The 21,250-nt window shown below is 62.0% G+C and carries 12 protein-coding genes; 2 read left to right on the top strand and 10 right to left on the bottom strand.

The features are described 5' to 3' along the window. Positions 1–236 precede the first annotated feature (236 nt). From brxL to CHB97_RS24095, 9 genes are all read right to left on the bottom strand, one after another. Positions 237–2,309 (bottom strand): BREX system Lon protease-like protein BrxL, encoded by a 2,073-nt coding sequence (brxL, locus tag CHB97_RS24135; protein WP_089290581.1) that lies wholly within the window; start codon positions 2,307–2,309, stop codon positions 237–239. 11 nt (positions 2,310–2,320) lie between these two features. Next, positions 2,321–4,834 (bottom strand): BREX-1 system phosphatase PglZ type A, encoded by a 2,514-nt coding sequence (pglZ, locus tag CHB97_RS24130; RefSeq protein ID WP_089290580.1) that lies wholly within the window; start codon positions 4,832–4,834, stop codon positions 2,321–2,323. Beyond that, positions 4,827–8,342 (bottom strand): BREX-1 system adenine-specific DNA-methyltransferase PglX, encoded by a 3,516-nt coding sequence (pglX, locus tag CHB97_RS24125; RefSeq protein ID WP_089290579.1) that lies wholly within the window; start codon positions 8,340–8,342, stop codon positions 4,827–4,829. The genes pglZ and pglX overlap by 8 nt, the downstream gene beginning before the upstream one ends. Beyond that, positions 8,342–11,950 carry a BREX system P-loop protein BrxC gene (gene brxC / locus CHB97_RS24120; protein WP_089290578.1) on the bottom strand — a complete coding sequence of 1,203 codons (3,609 nt, stop codon included), beginning with the start codon at positions 11,948–11,950 and terminating at the stop codon, positions 8,342–8,344. The genes pglX and brxC overlap by 1 nt, the downstream gene beginning before the upstream one ends. A 4-nt stretch (positions 11,951–11,954) precedes the next feature. Further along, positions 11,955–12,545: a DUF1788 domain-containing protein gene (locus CHB97_RS24115; RefSeq protein WP_089290586.1), complete on the bottom strand. Its 591-nt coding sequence runs from the start codon at positions 12,543–12,545 to the stop codon at positions 11,955–11,957. 14 nt (positions 12,546–12,559) lie between these two features. Then, on the bottom strand, positions 12,560–13,207 hold the full coding sequence (locus CHB97_RS24110) for a DUF1819 family protein (protein WP_200820106.1): 648 nt from the start codon (positions 13,205–13,207) through the stop codon (positions 12,560–12,562). 102 nt (positions 13,208–13,309) lie between these two features. Continuing rightward, a complete protein-coding gene (locus CHB97_RS24105; protein WP_371333138.1) occupies positions 13,310–13,771 on the bottom strand; it encodes a hypothetical protein in 462 nt (153 codons plus the stop codon). Positions 13,772–14,030: 259 nt separating this feature from the next. After that, positions 14,031–15,245, bottom strand: a complete 1,215-nt coding sequence (locus CHB97_RS24100) for an acyl-CoA dehydrogenase family protein (RefSeq protein ID WP_089290577.1) — start codon at positions 15,243–15,245, stop codon at positions 14,031–14,033. Between the two features lie 212 nt (positions 15,246–15,457). Beyond that, on the bottom strand, positions 15,458–17,554 hold the full coding sequence (locus tag CHB97_RS24095; protein WP_089290576.1) for a 3-hydroxyacyl-CoA dehydrogenase NAD-binding domain-containing protein: 2,097 nt from the start codon (positions 17,552–17,554) through the stop codon (positions 15,458–15,460). A gap of 273 nt (positions 17,555–17,827) precedes the next feature. Between CHB97_RS24095 and CHB97_RS24090 the strand changes: the two genes are divergently transcribed. Further along, on the top strand, positions 17,828–18,511 hold the full coding sequence (locus CHB97_RS24090) for a TetR/AcrR family transcriptional regulator (protein ID WP_089290575.1): 684 nt from the start codon (positions 17,828–17,830) through the stop codon (positions 18,509–18,511). 336 nt (positions 18,512–18,847) lie between these two features. Further along, positions 18,848–19,132 (top strand): integration host factor subunit beta, encoded by a 285-nt coding sequence (gene ihfB, locus CHB97_RS24085; RefSeq protein ID WP_089290574.1) that lies wholly within the window; start codon positions 18,848–18,850, stop codon positions 19,130–19,132. A 109-nt stretch (positions 19,133–19,241) separates the two neighbouring features. Here ihfB and ilvD read toward each other — a convergent pair whose 3' ends face one another. Continuing rightward, complete coding sequence (gene ilvD, locus CHB97_RS24080) at positions 19,242–21,101, bottom strand: dihydroxy-acid dehydratase (RefSeq protein WP_089290573.1); 1,860 nt, start codon at positions 21,099–21,101, stop codon at positions 19,242–19,244. Positions 21,102–21,250: the final 149 nt, after the last annotated feature.

Here is a 21,250-nt window from a genome sequence, read left to right as displayed (position 1 = left end):
CCGGGGGCATGCCCCCGGTCCTGAACGCCCCTCAACCCCAATACCAAACCAGAGGCCTCTACTTATAAACGGTGACAATTAGGGGAGCAGGTCACTCCGGCGCCGGGTTGGGGGTAGGATTTTTCGGGTCAGGGCTTCGCGCAAAACCGGGACGAAATCCAGCCTCGACATAGCTGCCGCCGTTACCTTCAACAGCGGATCGTGGCGCAGAAGGTCGTGATCGCAGCCGGGCAATCCTATTCCTGCAAGCGGAGGTAGGTCACCTCGAACTGCTTCACCGCGCGATATTCCTGTAGCCGGTTGGCCAGACTGAAGGCGTCGTTCATGGGGTATTGCTGGAAAATATCCAGGCCCCGGTCCAGAGATATCTTCCAGCCGGTATCGGTTACGATGTGGCGGGCATGGGCGGTGCCGGTGCCATCATAGGCCCAGGTGAAGTCCACGCCGCTGCCTTTGCACGCGGCGGAGATGGCGTCCAGGTTCTCGCGCTGCTTGAGAATATTGCCCTCATCCGGGCAGGTGAGCAGGTGCAGGGCGATCTGGTCTTCCGGGGCTTTGCGCCGGACGATCATTTCCACCAACTCCATCACATTGCGGATCTGATAGAACAGACGAATGTACGGATCGGTGATGGTGATCTTGCGGGCACCATCCAGGTAAGGGCCGAACAGCCTTTCATAGCTCACCCCCTTCCGGTTCTCTGCGAACACCAAATGGCCCTGCTTTGCCGCAGGGGCTTTCGCTGGTGCGGCTTTTACCTCCACGGGGACCGGAACGGCCAATGCCGCCGCAACGGGCGCTTCTGCCGGCGGTTCAACCGCTGCCACCGGTTCAGAGGAACCCTGGTGGTAGAATTGCGGAAACTCCTCCTCCTCCACCGTTGTGACGGGATGCTTGGTGCCGTCGGGGCCGACATAATGGAAATCGACCTGGGGATAGGTGCTGTCGATCCGGGCCAGCTGGTCCTTTACCCGCTTGCGGCTTTCCATGGCCAGCCGCAACAGCTCTTCCACCTCTTCCTGCGTCTGGCCCCCATGGGGGAACAGCAGCTTCAGCATCCCCGACATGGTTTTGTGGATGGCATCGCGGTCGCGGGTGGAGATCTGCGGGCTGAGCTTGAAGAACGCCTCATGCCGGTGAGAGAAATCGTCATTGCGCAGATGGCGCAGGATTTCCGCCAGATAATCGACGATGAAGCCATAACCGCTGGTGAACATCTCCCCGCGGATCACATCCACCTCCCATCCCGGCAGATAGGCGTGCAGCCGGTCGATGAAGGCGCTGTCATGGAACTGCGCGGGCAGGCTTTCAAACAGGTCGCTGTTTTTCAGCATATAGGGGACATTATGGTCGGTATTGCCGACAAAGGCGAAGCTGGCCTCGGCCCCCATGGGCGTGATCCCGCGCGAGAAGCTTTTGTTGGCCATGTAGTTTTTCATGATATCGACCAGCGCCTTGTTCGCGGATTTCTCCCGCCCCGCGAACTCGTCAAAGGCGATGACGTCCCAATAGCCGACCAGCCCGATCCGGCCATTGGCATTGTTGACGAACAGCTTTGCCACCGTCACCTCACCGCCGGAAATCAACTGCCCGTGGGGTGAGAATTCGGAATAGATGTGGGATTTGCCGGTCCCCTTGGGCCCCAGTTCGATGATGTTGTAATTGCGCTCCACAAACGGGATCAGGCGCATCAGCTGCAACAGCTTGGACCGCCGGCCAAAGGCGGCGGGGGCAAAGCCGATGCTCTGCATCAGCAGGTCGATCCATTCATCGGTGCTGAATGACCCACGCGCGCGGATATAGGCGTCATGGTCGATATGGGCCACCTGGATCGGCTTGATGCTGTCCAGGAACCAGGGCGATTGCTTGCTTTCGCTGTCAAAGTCATAGCGCACATCGGCGATGCACCAGACCCCGGTGACCAGCAGGCGCGGATGTGCCTTCACGATGGCGCTGTCCACAGCGACCTTGCGGATGCCCAGATTGTCGAACACGCCTTCGTAACTGTCGGTCTTCTCGTTCAGGGAGACACTGACCTGATCGATGACGCGATAGCGGCCGCGCTCCTTGATGGTGGATTGCACCAGGCCGGCTTCGCTGCGATGGACATAGTGCTTGCGCAGTACCTCCTTCACCGTTTCGATGCCGGTCTGGATGGAGGCGGCATCGTCCGTGGCGCAATATTGGCCCAGCAGATATTCCAGCACATAGGTGGGGACGATGGCATTGCCCTTGACCGCCTTGACCAGATCCTTGCGGACGACATAGCCGGCGAAATGCTCGTTGATCTTGGCATCCAGCGTGGTCATCAAGGCCCCCTTCAGAAATCGAAATCCGACACGATGCCGCGTCGCAACTGGAACCGGTGCTGGGAATAATCCTGGTGGTGGCTGGTGCGGCCCACCCGTTCACGCAGCTTCAGGAACACATCCTTGGTGTTATAGGCATCGGCTGCCCGTGACAGCAGGAACTTCCGCGACAATTCCCGTTCGCGGGGATTGTCGGAACTGAAATCGAAGGTCAGCACCTGTTCATCGGAAATCAAGGTGCCATCCTCCGCATAGAGGCCGACCAGCAATTCGCGCGGCTGCACCTTGGCCGAAACCGGTTCAGCCTGATAGAAGGCGACGGCGATCTGGCCGGAGGTGATCTGGCTTCGGCCCGTGACGATGATCTGCACATCCACCTGCCGCAGATCGGCTTCCCGCCGCTTGGACACGCGCAGCAGCGGCACCACCACTTCCTGCAACGATGCGCCACCATGCACGAAGCGGGCGCCGGCCCCCTTGACCCGCAGCCGGTTGATGGAATTGGGGATCAGCACATCCGGCCCGTCGCCCAGGCCCAGTTGTGCTGCCGTGAAATGTTTCAGACCCGGCGTTTCCTGCAATTGCCGGCCCAGCACGAAACGGCGGTTGCGCACCAGAATGGCCGCCCCCTGCGGTTCGGCGATGGCGTAATCGCTCTCGTCCAGCGGGCGATGCTGGTAGAGGAAGCCATGGTCAGCCGTGATCAGGATGTTGGAGAAATTGGCGGAGGTCAGCCGCCGCACCAGTTTCACCAGATCGTCAATGGCGTCATCGGCGGCCTCTGCCAGCCGATCTTCCGTCGCCAGCTTGTCGCCCACGGCGTCGATGCGGTTGTGATAGATGTAGATGGTGTCATGGTCGCGAAACAGGTCGCGGCCATCATCATTATGCATTGCCAGCGCCTCTTCGGCGCGCATGGCCTTCACCCGCCCGCTGTCGGGGGCGGTGGCCAGTTGCCTTTCACGCGCCGCCGTGCCGGTCAGCAGGCTGTCACCGGCATAGACCTGGGCGCTGTCATCATGGGCGATGCGCAACCCGGCATGGGGCAGCAATGCGGCCATGCCAAGCTGGGTATAGCTGGGCAGGGCCCCCAGCATCGCCGTCAGTTCCGCATCGAACCGGTTCAGCGCGCGGATGCGCGACAGGCATTCGTCCGCCACCTCAAACCGCAGCGCGTCGGAGATGATGACGACAATTTTCTGGTCCTTGCGGCGGAACTTCGCGGCGTGGTCCTGCCAGAAATTGATCTGCCGGTCGATGCCGGGCAGGGTCCAGTCCCGCATCCGGGCCACCTGATCCTGCCAGGCATCGTTCAGCGCCAGCAGGAAGCGGGTGGAATAGCGGTTCTCTATGGTCGTGAACAGGTCCGCCAGCAGGCCCGGATGCCCGCTGCGCTGCATATGATGCACGAATTTGCGATAGAACTGATCGATCTGGTACCAGCTGGCGACATAGCGGCGGAAGCCTTCTTCCGCCGATGCCATGCCAAGCTCGGCCGTCGCCATCGCCTGCTGGAAACGGGCGGCATGGTCCAGCGCCTGATACAGGTCTTCATAGCGGCTGAACCAGTGGCTTTGCCGGCGTTCGCGGATCCAGCGCTGCACCTCCCCCGCCGCCACCGACTGATCGGACAGGGCGGCGACGCATTGGCGGATGACGTGCCGTTCCACGGCATCGAAATGGTCCACGGCCAGCAGTGACCGCACATCGCGGCCCGTGACCTCCCCTGCAATGTTCAGCACCTCCTGATAGCGCAGCGACAGCACCTCAAACGACGGCGCGCCCAGGCGGTTATTCTTCCAGCGGCGGAACAGCAGGCCGGCCTCCGCATTCAGCCCCGCATCCTCCCCCAGCGCCTGGGCATAGGCGGCCTTGAACAGGGCGATGGCGAAATCTTCCAGGTCCGGCGCGGCAGGGCGATAGAAATAGGATTGCGCCAGCTGTTTCCACAGAAAGCCGGTCAGGTTGGCGCGGTCGATCAGGTGCCAGCTTTCCTCCCGCCCGGCGGCAAGGTCGGCCAGCAGCGCCTCCACCACCTGATCCAGCCCGCCATCGGTCCCGGTGCAGACGGATAACAGGCACAGGCGCATCTGATCCTTGCTGCGCAGCCGGTCGCGCAGCGCCTTCAACCCCTCCAGCCGCGCCTTGGCCCGGAAGAATTCCACATGGTCGGTGATGACATCGGCATATTTGCCATCCAGGCCCAGATCGGCCAGCCATAGTGCCGTCTGGTCCGCCTTGAACAGATAGCCGCCCAGTTGCAGGTCCAGCAGCCAGTTATCCGCCGGCGCCGGCTCCGCGATCGGCGCGTATAGCAGGAAGCAGCGCTTGGGCTCCTGCCGCAGCACCCGGTATTTCAGGCCGAATTCATTGTTGGCGATGACGCATTTTTCGACATCGCCCCCCGTGTCGCTGAAGTCCAGCGCGTCGAACAGCGCCCGCATCTCCCCGCCCGCATCATACCAGACGATGATGCGGTGTTCCTCGAACAGACGGGCCAGGCTGGCCTTGATCCGTTCAATCATCCGTTGCCTCCAGCCCGGCGATCTTTTTCAGGGCGGGCCCGAATTTCGGGTAATTGGCCTTCACCCCGTCATCCAGATCAATCTCAATCTGCTGTTGGGCCAGCGGGAAGATGGTGTCGCGTTCCCATTCGGTCAGTTCCACAAGCATTTTGGCGATGGCCGCCCCATCCTTCACGGCCTTGGTGCGCTTGGCCTGCGGTTGCGACGGATCATCGGCCAGCCGTTCCAGCCGTTCGCGTTCCCCCGTCAGCTTGCGGATGAATTCACGCAAATAATCGTTCAGCATCACCGATACCGTGTCGGGGCGGTAGCGGTGCATATAGATCAGGGCCTGGAAACTGCCCTTCGGGCTGCTGAACAGCCAATAGATCGGCCGCTTCTTGTAGCGCTTCACATGGTCAGTGAAGAAATCACGGGTGAAATAGCGGCGCAGGGTGCCGCCCAGTGCCCCTTCCACAAAGGCCAGATTATCCAGGAACCGTTCCTCCCCAAAGGTCAGGCGCAGGAACAGGCGGAACCGTTCCGTGATGTCATCGGCAAACCAATCGCCATCCAGCACGGGGATGACATTGTCACGGTCGGGCAGGAAGCGCGGATCGGGCACCCGTTCCAGATATTCCGCCAGCCCTTCACCCTGGTTGGCCAGGATCAGGCCCGGCGCATCCAGGCTGTAGCGCCCGAACATGCAGCCCACGGCATAGGAGATCAGTTCGCGCACCGTATCGGCGCGCAACCGCTCCTCCCGCTCCGCCATATCGGCATTGCCGCCATAGCGATAGGCGGGATTGCAGGTCAGGGTGATCTCGGCCAGCGGCACCTCTGGCGTCAGTTCATCCTGCAGGCCATAGGCGTCGATGAAGATGCGGTTATTCTCTTCCTCCAGCCGCTGCATCTCGTCGGTCATGCCCTGCCAATGCGTGCGCAGGTTGGTATAGGTGGCCGCCAGCGTCTCGCCCCGATGCTCCGGGGCCAGCAAGGGCAGGCGGGTGAAGTCCCACGAGGTTTCGTAGGCGTCCCAATCGGATTTGGCGAGGGAGATTAGCCGGGTAGATACAGACTGCGCTTTCCTGCTAGCTTCAGGTAGCAGCGGTAGACTCAATAGCTGCCCTATCTTGTAGTCCAAGTTTGGACTTAACATACCAAGAAGGTGCCCGCTCACAGAGCTATTAAGAAAAGCGACAATAGAAATCGGTTCTATGCCATCGCGACTGAACCCCATGGGTCCCTTCGCATCGAACATACAACCTCCAAAGCTATATCGAGATGAAAATTTCCCGCTTGTCACGCCAGACCAAGAGAAGCCTTCACGAAAGCCATAGGTTCCATTATAATTATGAGATCTAACTCGGCCCGTCTCCTCGTCTTTAAATTCTCGAAGTTCGATGCCGTCTTTGTACCAATTCACTACAAAATCGTGGTTGCCATACCATTTGTTGAACTCTCCACCTTTCAAATATGGAAACCATCGCTTTCCCGAACCCCCGGCCTCAGCCGTCGAAGATATGGAGAACCCGATTTGAGAGCACGACACCTCATGCCAATTTCGCATGAATGTGTCATTACTCCCTGTGGTTAGCCCTTCACGAGCCTCCACGAAGGATTCGATGCTAGGCATCTTTTGAAATGCGGCCAATACGGCAGGGGATACCCAGTATGCGAACGGTGTTCCTGGTAGAATTCCAAGAGCCGTTTGTTTAACTACGTGTTTTTCTATGCCGCCTTCAGTAAATATTTGTCGAATTTCTTCTGGTCTGCGCACATCAACGTGTCGTGTAAAAAGCTTGAGGTAAGTCCCTACCTGATTAGGCTCCGGTCGAGAATTCTTGAGGCAGAAGGCCACAGTTCCAAAATCTGATCCGAACAATCCACGACCAATATGGAGCAGTGAGATAATAGATTGGCCAGAAACAAGGTTCCCGCGAAGCTTCTGAGATGCCGCGCCAAACATCCAAGTTGGTATGTTTAACATGGACCAGTAACCTTTGCTTCTTAAAAGAAACATGGACCGTTCCATAAAACATGTCATCATGTCCAATTTTGACGTTTTATAGTTTTGAGAAACCCAATCCTTAAGCTTAGAATTCATACCCCCGTTACCCATATAAGGCGGGTTCGCTACCACCACATGGTATTTCTGGCTGAGGAAATCGGCCATGCGCAGTACGGTCAGCACGCGGCGATGGGTATCGTGCAGGAACAGGTTGCCCTCGAAGTTCCGGGCTTCCAGCACACGGCGGACCTCCGCCACCTCCTTCAGGGCGGGGATGATCAGGGAGCCGAAATTCTTGGCCTGTCCGAACTGTTCCAGGGTCTGGCGCAGGTCGGCGGTGAACAGATCATGCCCCACCTCGGCCATATAGGGGCGCAGCTCATCCGGGCCGAACCGCACATCCTCCATCACGCAAATCTGCGGCTGTACGGCCAGCCGCAGGAAACGGCGGCGGCCCAGCCGGGCGGCGGCCTTCATCGACAGCGCAAAGGCGGCCAGCGCGCCGGCCCGGTCGTCAATCTCCAAACCATACAGATTATGGGTCAGGATCAGGGCCGGGATGGCATCGGCGTCGTACCCTTCCTCCTCATAAATCGCGAACAGCAGATCGAAGGCATAGGTCAGCATATGGCCCGATCCGCAGGCGGGATCGCACAGGCGGATATCCTGGGGCCGGTCGATGCGCAGGAAATCCTCCTCCGGTTCCACAGGCGCAATGTAATAATCCATGCGCTGGGCCAGGGTGGAATGCGGCCGGTTCAACAGCCACAGGCGGCCCAGCGAATTTTCCACCAGATAGCGCACGATCCAGTGCGGGGTGAAAAGCTGGGTGGCGGCGGGGATATTCTCCGCCGTGATCTTGATGTTCTTCTTCAGGCCGGCAAAGACCTGATCCTTCTTTTCTGAGATATAGAACTGGTAGAGCCAGCCGATCACCTCCACATCCTGGCAGGCATCTTCGTCCATCGCCTCGCGCACCCGCGCCAGGATGGAGGTGGCGGACAACAGGTCCGCCGGCATCAGCAGTTCGGTGTAATCATCAATCCGTTCAAACAGGAAGGGCAGGGTCTCGTGCCACTGGTTGCAGGCGGCCACCAGCAACAGGCGATAGGCCTCCCCCTGCGGATCGTCCGACGGGCTGGCCCCATCCAGCAGGGCGCGAACGCGGGCCGCCGTGGTGGCGGGCACCCCCTCGTCAATATGGCCCGCCATCGCCTCTGACAGCAGTTCCGGCCGCGTCTGCCCATCGGCGGGCGACACGGTGCGGGTGCTGGTGTAACCGTTCATATCCATGAAGCGCAGGGCGCTGAACCGGTTGAACCAGGTATAGGCAACCTGTTCCACCACCGCCTGCTGCCCCCGCGCCGCAATGGCGGCTTCCAGCACACCGACGGCGCGGGGATGTTCACGCCGCGCCGCACTGCCCACGGAAAGCACCTGGGTCAACCGCACCTCCACCTGTTCCAGCAACAGGTTGCGGGCGGCCTGGGCGAATTTCTTCAGTGCGTTGGTATCCATCAGACAATCACCTTCTTGCCTTTGGCGATTTCCGCCAGCAGCGATGTGCGCAGGGCCTCAATATAAACATCCACATCCGGGGCCGTGGACAGAACGGGCAGGGGGCTGGGCACCTTGATGTCCGCCGCATTCACATAGGCCACGGTTTGCGGGGCGGGCTTATGCACCGGGCGGCCCATGCTGTCCATGGCCCCCTTCGCCGTCGGCTCCGGTGCTTCCGGGAAGTCCAGGTCGGTTATGGCCGGCGTTGCCGCTTTGGTGCGGGCGGGGCTGGGCGGCGGCGGGGGCGGGGCCGTGTGGCGGTCCACCTCCATCAGCAGCGTTTGCAGCAGATCGCGGCGCACCCCGGCGGCCCGGTCACGCAGGGTGCCGATGAAGGCGATGCTTTCCACACCTTCTTTGTGTTTCTGGCCGTGGCGGATGATGTCGGCCTGCTGCGCCGCCGTCAGGCGGGTGAAATCCGGCACCCCGGCCAGCTTGGCCAGCACCTCCTCCACCGCCGCCGCGACATCCCGCCGCTCCGCCGACAGGCGCAGTTCCACCGCCGCCTTCAGATCATAATGAATGGTCTTCAGCGCCTGCAGCGCCGGGCCCTTGTAACAGGTGGGATCGTCGATGCCGCTGCGCAGCGATGCGGCCTTGGCGGCATCGACATAGGGCAGGTTGGCATCCTGCGCCCGCAGGAAATCCCGCACCCCATCATAGATTTCCCGCAGCGGCCCGGTCATGAACCGGCGGATCGGGTCCAACTGGTCGTCCTTGGCATCCAGCAGTGCGTCCGCGTGGGTCGGCAGATCGGTGATGAACCAGGCCGGTTGCTGCCCCCTGGCCGTGCGGACCAGGGCGGCCAGCGGGTCCAGCGCCGTGACAAAGGGATATTGCCCGCGCTGGGCCAGCAGCCGGTCCAGCTCTGCCGCCAGCTTCTCCAGCCCCTTCGCCCAATCGCCCGCCAGGGTGCGGGCATCGCTGCTGTCGGACGGGATGTCGAACAGTTCCTTGTACAGATCCTTGGATTTGCGGATCTGCGCCGGGGTGAATTCTACCTGCGGGGTCAACAGCACATTGGCCAGCACGGCGTTATTGCCCAAGGCACTGGCCAGCGCCTTGCCCTCCAGCGGGGTGCTGTCCGACCGCGCCTCCAGCTTGCCCTTGGACACCAGGGAAGCCACCATGGTCAGGATGGCCGGATCGGGCCAGCCATAGGGGCGGGTGCTGAACCGTTCCTTCAGCGCCTTGACCGACACTTTCACGCCGATGCGGGCCTGGCCCTGGACATGGTTCAGCACATCCTGTTCAGCCTCCGTCAGCCCGGCAGTGTCGCCCGTCAGCAAGGACCGTTCGGCATTGGCCGCCTTGGCGATATCCGCCTCGGTATAGACGGCCCCGCGCAGGACGGGCAGGCTGACATAAACCTTGTCCACCAGGGTCTGGAAGGCGCGGACAATGCGTTCCTGCGGGTCTTCGCCGCCAATCTCCAGCTCATCCCCGCGCACGAACAGCCGCGCCTCGGCCAGCAGGCGGCGCAGGCGCAGTTCCAGATCCTTGTACCGGCGGCTGTTCTGCTCCCCCTTTTCCGAGACGATGCGGTCGCGCCCCGGCTGGTGCGTACCGGTGCGGGCCTGGCGGACAAACTTGTCCGTCTGCCGGTACAGGCCCAGATCGCGCACGAAGCGGATATCCGGTTCCAGGGCGACCACCAGTTCCTCACGCTGCATGGATTGCAGGCGCAGCGCCTCGGCAGAGTTGGTATCGCCGCTCAGCGGGCTGATGATATTGACCGATAGTTCATAGTCGCGGCCCAGAAGCTGGTCATCCAGCTTGCGGGCATAGGGATATTCCGTGCCGGTGGTGGCGTGCCGGATCTTGCGCAGCTTGATCAGCCCATCGAAGGCCAGTTCTTCCAGCAGGCGGGTCAGTTCGGATTGATCGACCTCCAGCGACTTGATCTCCGCCTCGACATCCTTTTCCTCGTTGGTCAGGAACTCATACATCTCGCCATTGCGCTGGATCAGCGTGGCGCTTTCCAGCGTGTTCAGCGCCGCCTCGATCTGGCGGCGCTGGGCGGCCATGTCGGCATCCAGATCGCCCAGCAGCAGGATGGCGATGTTGCGCACCGTCGGCTTGAATTCCTTGACATATTTGACCAGGAACAGCGCCTTCAGCACCCGCACGGCGAAGGGGTCGATCTGTTCGACCTGCTTCTTCGCAATCTGGATGGATTGCTGGGCGGCGGATTTCAGGGCGGTTTCGATGCCGTCGAACATCAGGTCGAAGGTGGCGAACTGCCCCACCGGCATGTCGGTCAGCTTCTTCGCCACCTCCTGGAAAACGCCCAGCATCGACCGTTCACCGACGGAGCTGTGCTTGCCCTCGAACGCATTATGTTCGGACAGACTGGTGATGGCCCGCTGGAACAGCACGTACTGATAGGGGGGGAACGGGTAGCTGTTGATGAAATGCTGCCGGCCCTGGAAACTCTTGAACCGCATCGACCCGTCGGCAAAATCGAACAGGGTGCGAAGGTTGTTTTCCTCCCGGTCATACTGCAGGCCCAGCAGGGTCTCACCATCATCGGTCTTGACCAGCAGGCGCCGCTGAATCACCTCCGCCACGTCGGCGGAATTCAGCGGCATCCGGTTGGCAAAGCGCGCCTGGATTTTGGAGAAGTCATTCTTCTGCTGCGCCGTGCGGTCGCCGGTGATGGAATCCATGTCCTGCTGCGCCGTCACGATCAGCCAGGCCTGCCCCCGGCAGCGCGTGTTCAGCGTCTCAGCGATGGTTTGCAGGTTGGTCATCAGCTTGACGTTGTCGGCAATATACTGGCCCACCTCATCAACAAAGAAATTCAGCCGGAATTTCGGGCCGCGCTTGTCCACCCAGGCTTTCACATTGTTGGCGAAATCCTCGATCGAGATGCGGGTGTCGCGCCGGTACTGGCCCAGGATATCGCCGGTTTCCGTGGCATTGCCGCCGGTGGCCATGGCAAAGGCCTTGGCAATGTTGGTCTTCTCCAGCAGTGCCTGTTCGCGGCCCCGTTCCCACGGCTTGCCGGACAGTTCCTGGAACTCCGCCCGGAAGGTGGATAACAGGCCGCGCTCATCCAGGTCGCGCTCGAACTGTGCGACATGCGGCTGCTTGCCGTAATAGCCGCACATCTCGTCAAACACCTTCTGGAACACTGCCAGCAGCGCATCCACATCCGTCTTGGAAATGACATCGGCCTTCTGGTCGATGTTGAACAGGATGCTGCGGGACCGGATGGAAACGGCCTTGCGAAAGGCCCCCTCCAGCATCGGTTTGCCGACCAGCTTTTCCTTGAAAATATCATACGCCTGCACGCCATCGATGTGCCTGTTCTCCAGCAGCAGGGCCAGCATCTTCAGCAGATGCGACTTGCCCGATCCGAAGAAGCCGGAAATCCATACGCCATTGGCAGAGGTATAATTATTATAAGCATCCAGAAATTGTTCCAGCCGCTGTTCAATTTCAGTCGTGATGACATACTCGTCCAACTCGACCCGCAGGCTGGCCTCGTCATCCGCCTTGATCACGCCGTCAATCGGGCGATCAATCGGCTTTGCAAAGATGGCGTGTAACGGCGTCGTCATTGGATCAGACCTCGTAATTGAGGATGTTGAAGGCACGGTAGTATTTGTCATCATGCAGTCGCCCAAACAGATCAAGCGAGGCACCGGTCGCCAGGGCATGGGTGTATCGGCCGGGGAAGAACATCACCGTCGGCTTGTCCTTGGCCGTGCTTTGCAGGTTGTTCAGCACATTATGCGAGCGGATGTAGGGGTATACTTCGCCCACGCCAGACAGGAAAATCACGTCATGCGGCGTGGCGTTGATCGCCTGGGCAATGCGAGGAATGATGTGGGTCTTGGGGTCCAGCACCCCTTGCAGCAGTTCGCGCAGCTCTGCCTTGTCGGTGTCGGCCTCTACCGCCAGCACATCATCAAAGATGTCCCGTTCCCGCAGGATGTCCAGGGACAGGTCGTAAAGGTTGATATCAAGGATGCGGATACCCTTATTGGCCAGCCGCCTGATCAGGCCCTCCCGCATATCATCGGCAGCCAGCCCCTCAGAGGCGGGGAATGGGCAGATGAAGAAGGGGACCTCGTTACCCAGCCCTTGCTTGTGGAGGAAGCGCTGGCTGGAAATCACCTTGAACAGATGTTCCTGCCGCTGTGCGCTGGTCATCCCCTCCGCCATTCCTATCCCCGGTCAATCAGCATCCCTGGAAACACCGCCAGATCCGACGGATGGGATTGACCTATCAGATTACGCAGGCGAAGTGAAAGGTATGATGGCACTATCCGGTTGTCTTCGGTGATGATCGACGCCTCGCGCATCATCCGGAACAACACCTGCCGCAGCTTCAGGAAGGTAGACCGGCTGATTGCGGCCAAGTCCTCATCCCATTCCGCCTTGGCCTCGTACAGCCGGTCAAACGATTCCAGCGGCAGATCCATATGAAAAGAGAGGTATCGATCCTGAATCACCTCTACAGCGAACTCCCTGACGAGCCGGTAGGCACGACATGCCGCGACCCATAGCAGCGAAGCCTGTTCCTGGCGATCTGCTTCTTCCACCAAAAAGGACAGCTCATCATCGGAAAGACAGGAGAGGCGATTCACAATCTCCCGCAACGTCCGGCGGCGCGAAGCTGATTTCGGCAGGGAGGTGAGACCTTCGATAGCCGCCTGGGTCAACGTTGCCTGCCAGTCAGGCAGCCGCAACCTGAGCCGGGCGACGTCGACGCTCTCGTTGAGGAACAGTCCCCCCGTACTGAATGACATCCGATAGGGCTTCATTGTGCTCACTTTAATGCCTTCTGCTCCTGCCAGCCGTGCGGCATCCATATGTATGCTCGCGCAACGCCAGTGTGCCAGGGGTGATTTACCTCCTGCTCAGTGCAGCGAAATCACTCATCGCTGGCAAAGCAATCCCGCATCCGTCGCCATTTATCGCCCCACCTTAGCACGGATTGTGATGAGGCCGGGTGTCTGGACAAGCCTGGACCGAAACTTGCGTTTCAAGCCCCGTTGAGCGCGGAGACCTGTTTGGTTAGCGATGAAGGCGGCCAAATGCGCATAGCGAGCCGTGGTCTGCACTTGAGGATGTCCGAGCAGCTTTCCGATCATTGGCAGCCCTTCTCCCAGGAACAGGGCGCCGCTGGCGAATGAGTGCCGCAGGTCGCGGCAACCCGTCAGCATCAGCAATCGGACGGTGGCGATCACGGAGGGAGGTTCGGAGCCATCCGCTTCGACCTCAGCCAATGTCCGACCGAGGGCAGCGTATTCAACAGCGCCCAGGAACCGTTCGCGTTTCTCCTCGTGATACTTCTTCACATGCAGGCAGGGATTGCTGCCGTCAGGCCGCAGCCCCCAAATCTCGGCCAGATTGAACATCTTGGACAGCCGCATCCAAACTCAAAAGCCGTTGATCCTCAAAAAGGATCAACGGCTTTTGTCGTTCTGGGCAATCACATCCGGCGAACCCAATTTATTACTATTACACCCATCTCCCTTGATCGTGGCCGATCAAGGGAGATTTTGCGTTCCCTCAGTCGCCGGGCGTTGCCATCCGGCAGCTGGCTTGCGCGCCATGTGGTGCTGAGCCGGCAGTCTCCGGCCTCCAACCCGCCTAAAGGTCAACCTTTAGGCGGGTTGGTATTGCAGACGGTTACCGGTACTTCGCCAGTTCCAGCTTGCCCAACTGCGCCCGGTGAACCTCGTCCGGGCCGTCGGCCAGGCGCAGGGTGCGGGCGTTGGCATAGGCCCAGGCCAGGGGGAAATCATCTGATACGCCGCCGCCGCCATGGGCCTGGATCGCCATGTCGATCACCTTGCAAGCCATGTTGGGGGCCACCACCTTGATCATGGCGATCTCGGCCTTGGCCACCTTGTTGCCCACCGTATCCATCATATAGGCTGCCTTCAGGGTCAGCAGGCGGGCCTGTTCGATGGCGATGCGGGCTTCGGCAATCCGTTCGTGCCACACGCCTTGCGTGGCGATGGGCTTGCCGAAGGCCACGCGTGACGACAGGCGCTGGCAGGTCAGTTCCAGTGCGCGTTCCGACGCCCCAATCAGCCGCATACAATGATGAATTCGCCCCGGCCCCAGCCGGCCCTGCGCAATCTCAAACCCGCGCCCCTCGCCCAGCAGGATATTCTCCACCGGCACGCGCACATTCTCGAACAGCACTTCGGCATGGCCATGCGGGGCATCATCATAGCCGAACACCGGCACCGGGCGCTTCACGGTGACGCCGGGCGTGTCGGTCGGCACCAGGATCATGGATTGCTGGCGGTGCCGGTCGGCATTGTCCGGGTCAGTCTTGCCCATGACGATCATGATCTTGCAGCGCGTGTCATTGGCCCCGCTGATCCACCATTTGCGGCCATTGATCACGTAATGATCGCCGTCGCGCTGAATGGTGGTGGCGATGTTGGTGGCGTCCGAGGAGGCAACCGCCGGTTCCGTCATCGCAAAGGCAGAACGGATCTCGCCCGCCAGCAGCGGTTTCAGCCAGCGTTCCTGCTGCGCCGGCGTGCCATAGCGCACCAGCACTTCCATATTGCCGGTATCCGGCGCGCTGCAATTGAAGATTTCCGGGGCCCAGTGGCTGCGGCCCATCACCTCGCACAAAGGGGCATATTCCAGATTGGTCAGCCCGGCCCCCTGGTCGGATTCCGGCAGGAACAGGTTCCACAGGCCGGCGGCCTTGGCCTTATCCTTCAATTCCTCCAGCAGGGGCAGCGGCTTCCACCGCGTCGCCCCCGCCGCCACCTGGGCGTAAAGCGCCGCCTCGTTCGGATAGACATGCTCGTCCATGAAACGGCTCAGGGCCGCGTGAAGGGCGGTGGTGCGCGGGCTTTGGGTGAAAATGCCGGTCATGGGGGCCTCCTGTGGTGGCCGGATGGGTGGTTTTTTGTGAGCGGCCCACGGTTGTTAAGGCCTTTTGTTATCAGCCCTGCCACCGTCACCCCGGCGCAGGCCGGGGTCCAGAATCAAAGGGCGCTTTGCTTTACGAGCTGGACCCCGGCCTGCGCCGGGGTGACGGTACTAGAGGATGGTCTGATGAGGCGATAAGGGAGACGCGCGCCCCCTCAGCCAAACCGCTCCCGCCCTTCGGCCACCAACCGCACCAGCAAGGGTGCCGGGGACCAGTGGGCGCCGGTGGGGTCGTCGCCGGCCATCTGGGCAAAGCGGGTGATGTCGGCCAGCACATTGGCCAGCCCGGTCAGTTCGGCCTGCTTCATCGGGCCGCCACGCCAGGCCGGGAAGCCATAGCCATAGAGATAGACGATATCGATATCGCCCGGGCTCTGCGCCATGCCTTCTTCCAGGATGCGCGCGCCCTCATTCACCAGGGCATAGATCAGCCGCTTCTGGATCTCTTCCTCCCCGATGGCGCGGGGGGTGATGCCGTGCTGCTGGCGATAGGCATCCACCATGGCGGTCACGGCAGGGTCGGGGCGGGGTGTGCGGTCGCCCGGTTCATAATGATACCAGCCGCGCCCGTTCTTCTGCCCCTTGCGCCCGTCGGCGGTCAAAAGGTCGGACAGGGCGGTGCCGTAAATTTTGCCTTCTGCCACCCGCCGGTCGCGGATCGCCTGCATCACATCCAGCCCGGCCATATCGCCCATGGCAAAGGGCCCCATGGCCAGACCATAGCGGCGGGCGGCCTGATCCACCGCCGCAACCGAGGCCCCTTCGATCACCAGCCGCTGCGCCTCCGTGGCGTAATATTGCAGCATCCGGTTGCCGACAAAGCCATCGCAATTGCCCACGGCGACGGCCACCTTGCCGATCTTGCGACCGATACCCATGGCGGTCTGGATGGCATCCGCCGCACTGTCGCGCCCGCGCACCACCTCCAGCAGTTTCATCACATTGGCGGGGCTGAAGAAATGCATCCCCACCACATCCGCTGGCCGGCCACTGGCCGCAGCGATGGCATCAATATCCAGGGTGGAGGTATTACTGGCCAGCACCGCACCCGGCTTGGCGACATCCCCCAGCCGGGCGAACACGGCCTGTTTCACCGCCATATCCTCGTAAGCCGCCTCCACCACCAGATCGGCGGCGGACAGGTCGGCATAGTCGGTGGTGGGGGTGATCAGCGACAGGCGCTTATCCATCGCGGCCTGGGTCAAGCGGCCCTTGGCCACGGTGGCGGCATAGTTGCGGGCGATGATGCCGATGCCCCTGTCCAGGGCCGCCTTATCCATATCCAGCAGCGTCACCGGAATGCCGGCATTGGCAAAGCACATGGCGATGCCGCCGCCCATGGTGCCGCTGCCAATCACCCCCACCTGGGCCACGGGGCGGGGCTTGGCATCGCCCAGCCCGGCCACCTTGGCGGCGGCGCGTTCGGCGAAGAAGGCATGGATCAACGCCTTGGACTGGTCATGCGCCATGCAATCCCAGAACAGGGCGCGTTCCCGCGCCAGCCCGTCGGCAAAGGGCAGGGTGATGGCGGCTTCCACCGCATCGATACAGCGCTGCGGCGCGTGCAGCCAGGGGGTGCTGTCGGCCAGTTTCTGCCGGGCCGCCGCCACGGCGGCACCATCGCCCGGCCCCAGCTTGTCGGCGCGCAGGCTGGCGCGTGGCAAGGGCGGCGTGTCGGGCAAACTAGCGGCAAAGGCGGTGGCCAGTTCCAGCGGCGTGCCGCTGCCCACATGGTCCAGCAGGCCCAGCGCCTGGGCCTGCGTTGCCGCCAGGAAATCCCCGCTGGTGATCAGGGCCAGCGCCTTGGCCACGCCCACCAGCCGGGGCAGGCGTTGCGTGCCGCCGGCACCGGGCAGCAGGCCCAGCTTCACCTCCGGCAGGCCCACCTGGGCATCCAGGGTGGCCACACGGTAATGGCAGGCCAGCGCCACTTCCAGCCCGCCGCCCAGGGCAGTGCCATGGATGGCGGCGATCACCGGCTTGGGTGCGGACTCGATGGCGGCGTTGATCTCGTTCAGGTCCGGCTCCGCCAGCCCGCTGCCCAGGAATTCGGCGATGTCGGCCCCGGCAATGAAGGTGCGCCCGGCCCCCAGAATCACCAGCGCCTTGGCCGTCGCATCGGCCAGCCCCTCGGCCAAGGCCTGCCCGATGCCCTGGCGCACGGCCTGGCTGAGCGCATTGACCGGCGGGCTGTCCACCGTGATGACACCGACATCGCCCTGTCGGGCGTAATGGACAACCCGCCGATCCATGGCATTTCCTCCGTTCAGGTGGGCGCCTTTGCCGGCACCTCATCGCTGTTCTTATGCTAGTTTCAAACAAGTGTTTGCGTCAACCTGTTCCCTGTCGAGGCGATAGGGGTGGTTGACGCAGGGTCAACCGGGGCCTATCCCCAGCTTTTGAGCTCTTTGCAGTGATCAGCGGGAACGCTAAGCTGGAAAACGCCTGTTTGAGACAGGCCAACAACAGCGGGGCTGCCCGGTGACCGGGCCGGCCCTGTGCGGACGGGTAGGGACGCGAAAAGGATGAAGGCGGAAGCCGAGCAGAAGGAAGGGGGCACGGCCCCGGCGGACAGCGCGCGCCCGGACACCAAGGAGGTGATTCTGGATGCGGCAGAAAGGCTGTTCGCTGAAAAAAGCTATGCCAGCGTCTCGCTGCGCGAATTGACGGCGGCGGCCGGTGTCAATCTGGCAGCGGTGAATTACCATTTCGGGTCCAAGGATGCGCTGCTGGTGGCGGTGTTCCGCCGGGGGGCCGTTGCCCTTAACCGCGAACGCGCCCGCCTGCTGCGGGAGGCGGAGGAAAGGGCCGGTGGTGGCACCCCGCCCTTGCGGGAGATTGTGGAGGCGCTGATCGCGCCCGCCATCCGCTACAGCTTCACCTCCAACCGGTTGGCGCTGTACAACCAGTTCGTCGCCTTTGCCCGCGGCGATGGCCCGCCGGAAGCACGGGAGATGCTGGATAAGGATGTCGGGCACCTGCAACGCTTCGTGCTGCCCCTGGCCCGCGCCCTGCCGCACCTGCCGCAACAGGAAGTGTACTGGCGGCTGCATTTTGTCATGGGCGTGCAGCACTCGCTTTATACTGACATGAAGCGGCTGGAAACCCTGTCCGGCGGCCAGTGCCACCTGGATAATCTGCCGGCGGTGACGGCGCGGGTGGTGGATTTCGTCGTCGCCGGGCTGGAGGCGCCGCACCGCGTGGTCTGAAACCTTTGATGTCAGTGCGGCGGGCGACCCTGCCGGAGTCGCCCGGCGCAAGCCGTTGCGGTGTCAGGGCGAAACCTATCGTCCGGGCATATTGAGGGGGGCGGAGCGTCCCCGCTATGGCCGGCGTGCCACACTGACCCTCCGACGAAAGCAATAGGGTGAAATCCGTTACAGCAGAACGGCTTACCCTTGCGCTGCCACGCTGGCTGCGGCAATCTGGGGACGAATTGATGCAAAGGTGGCCAAGCGTGTCCGGCCTGCCGTCCGTGGCAGCGGGCGCACCGGCCCGCTACCCGTTTAGAACAGGCCACCACATCCCAGGGGGGATTGACAGGTATGACCAAGTCGGAACTGATCCAACGTCTGGCGGAGCGCAACCCGCACTTGTACCAGCGCGACGTTGAAAAGATCGTCACCACCATCTTTGACGAGATTACCGAGGCGCTGGCCCGGGGCGACAGAGTGGAACTGCGCGGGTTCGGCGCCTTCTCGGTGAAGAAGCGCGACGCCCGCACCGGCCGCAACCCGCGCACCGGTGAAAGCGTGGATGTGGATGAAAAGGTCATCCCCTTCTTCAAGACCGGCAAGCAGCTGCGGGAGCGGCTGAATACGGATGAGTGATTAGCCGGGCCGGCGCTGACGGCGCTTCGGGCTTTCATATCCCATCCCTGGCGATGTAACTGACGAAAACAGGGGCGCGGCGGTTATCTGCCGCGCCCCATGGTGTTTCTTACTTCCGCCGATAGAGCTGGCTCACATCACGCACCGCCCCCTTGGCCGCCGACGTGGTCAGCGCGGCATAGGCCTGCAACGCCTGGGAAACATAGCGTTCGCGCGGGGCGGTGGGCTTCCAGCCGTCCAGACCCTTGGCATCCATGGCGGCGCGGCGGCGGTCCAGTTCAGCGTCGGTCACATCCAGATGGATGCGGCGGTTGGGGATGTCGATCAGGATCATGTCCCCTTCCTCCACCAGACCGATGGTGCCGCCCTCGGCGGCTTCCGGGCTGGCATGGCCGATGGAGAGGCCCGACGTGCCGCCGGAGAAGCGGCCATCGGTGATCAGCGCGCAGACCTTGCCCAACCCCTTCGACTTCAGATAGCTGGTCGGGTACAGCATTTCCTGCATCCCCGGCCCGCCCTTCGGCCCTTCATAGCGGATCAGCACCACATCGCCCGCATTGATGCGGTTACCCAGAATGGCGGAAACGGCGGCATCCTGGCTTTCAAACACGCGGGCGGGGCCGCTGAAGGTCAGCGCCGACGGGTCCACACCCGCCGTCTTCACGATGCAGCCTTCTTCCGCCAGATTGCCGAACAGCACCGCCAGACCGCCATCCTTGGAGAAGGCGTTATCGACCGAACGGATCACGCCCTTGGCCCGGTCGGTGTCCAGTTCGTGATACCGGCTGGCTTGGGAGAAGGCGACCGTGGTGCGCACGCCGCCGGGGGCGGCCTTGAACAGCGTCTGCACATCCGGGTCATTGCTGACGGCAATGTCCCAGCGGGCCAGCGCATCAGCCAGGGTCGGGGCATCCACGCGCTTGGCATCGGTATGCAGCAGGCCGGCGCGGGCCAACTCACCCAGGATGGACATGATGCCCCCGGCGCGATGCACATCCTCAATATGCACATCGGCCACGGCGGGGGCCACCTTGCAGATATTGGGCACGCGGCGCGACATGCGATCAATGTCGGCCATGGTGAAATTCACCTCGCCCTCATGGGCGGCGGCCAGCAGGTGCAGCACGGTGTTGGTGGAACCGCCCATGGCGATATCCAGCGCAATCGCGTTCTCAAACGCTTCAAACGTGGCGATGTTGCGCGGCAGCACGCCCTCATCGTCCTGGAAATAATAGCGGCGCGCCAGATCAACGATGGTGTGGCCAGCCTGCACGAACAGGGCGCGGCGGTCGGCATGGGTGGCCAGCACGGTGCCGTTGCCGGGCAGGGCCAGCCCCAGCGCCTCGGTCAGGCAGTTCATCGAATTGGCGGTGAACATGCCGGAGCAGGAACCGCAGGTCGGGCAGGCCGACCGCTCAATGACCTTCACATCCTCGTCGCTGTACTTGTCATCGGCCGCCGCCACCATGGCGTCGATCAGGTCGATGGCGATTTCCTTGCCCTTCACCGTCGCCTTGCCAGCCTCCATCGGGCCGCCAGACACGAAGATGGTGGGGATGTTCAGGCGCAGCGCCGCCATCAACATGCCGGGCGTGATCTTGTCGCAGTTGGAAATGCACACCAGCGCGTCGGCGCAGTGGGCATTCACCATATATTCCACCGCATCGGCGATCACCTCGCGCGAGGGCAGGGAATAGAGCATCCCGTCATGGCCCATGGCGATGCCGTCATCCACGGCGATGGTGTTGAATTCCTTGGCGATACCGCCCGCGGCCTCCACCTCGCCGGCCACCAACTGGCCCAGATCCTTCAGATGCACATGGCCCGGCACGAACTGGGTGAAGGAATTGGCAATGGCGATGATCGGCTTGCCGAAATCCTCATCCTTCACGCCGGTGGCGCGCCACAGGCCACGGGCGCCGGCCATATTGCGGCCATGGGTGCTTTTGCGGGAGCGGAGCTGAGGCACGGGGGTTATCCTCTGGGTAACAAGATTTCAAAAGTGTTGGATTGTTGGATGGAAAAATATCCATCCGGCGGCGGCTCTGCATCCAACATTCCTGCAACCCGTGTATGCCCGCGCCCGGTGCCGGTCAAGCCGGGGTGGGATAATTTGTC

The sequence above is a fragment of the Azospirillum sp. RU38E genome (assembly GCF_900188385.1).
In the GTDB taxonomy this organism is placed as follows: Bacteria; Pseudomonadota; Alphaproteobacteria; order Azospirillales; family Azospirillaceae; genus Niveispirillum.
This window is presented reverse-complemented; position numbering and strand designations above follow the sequence as displayed.

Coding starts and splice junctions, on each gene's coding strand:
- ihfB (WP_089290574.1), top strand. CDS start 18,848: ATGACCAAGTCGGAACTGATCCAACGTCTGGCGGAGCGCAACCCGCAC.
- CHB97_RS24115 (WP_089290586.1), bottom strand. CDS start 12,545: ATGACCAGCGCACAGCGGCAGGAACATCTGTTCAAGGTGATTTCCAGC.
- CHB97_RS24110 (WP_200820106.1), bottom strand. CDS start 13,207: ATGGATGCCGCACGGCTGGCAGGAGCAGAAGGCATTAAAGTGAGCACA.
- pglZ (WP_089290580.1), bottom strand. CDS start 4,834: ATGATTGAACGGATCAAGGCCAGCCTGGCCCGTCTGTTCGAGGAACAC.
- CHB97_RS24090 (WP_089290575.1), top strand. CDS start 17,828: ATGAAGGCGGAAGCCGAGCAGAAGGAAGGGGGCACGGCCCCGGCGGAC.
- pglX (WP_089290579.1), bottom strand. CDS start 8,342: ATGGATACCAACGCACTGAAGAAATTCGCCCAGGCCGCCCGCAACCTG.
- CHB97_RS24100 (WP_089290577.1), bottom strand. CDS start 15,245: ATGACCGGCATTTTCACCCAAAGCCCGCGCACCACCGCCCTTCACGCG.
- brxL (WP_089290581.1), bottom strand. CDS start 2,309: ATGACCACGCTGGATGCCAAGATCAACGAGCATTTCGCCGGCTATGTC.
- brxC (WP_089290578.1), bottom strand. CDS start 11,950: ATGACGACGCCGTTACACGCCATCTTTGCAAAGCCGATTGATCGCCCG.
- CHB97_RS24105 (WP_371333138.1), bottom strand. CDS start 13,771: ATGCGGCTGTCCAAGATGTTCAATCTGGCCGAGATTTGGGGGCTGCGG.
- CHB97_RS24095 (WP_089290576.1), bottom strand. CDS start 17,554: ATGGATCGGCGGGTTGTCCATTACGCCCGACAGGGCGATGTCGGTGTC.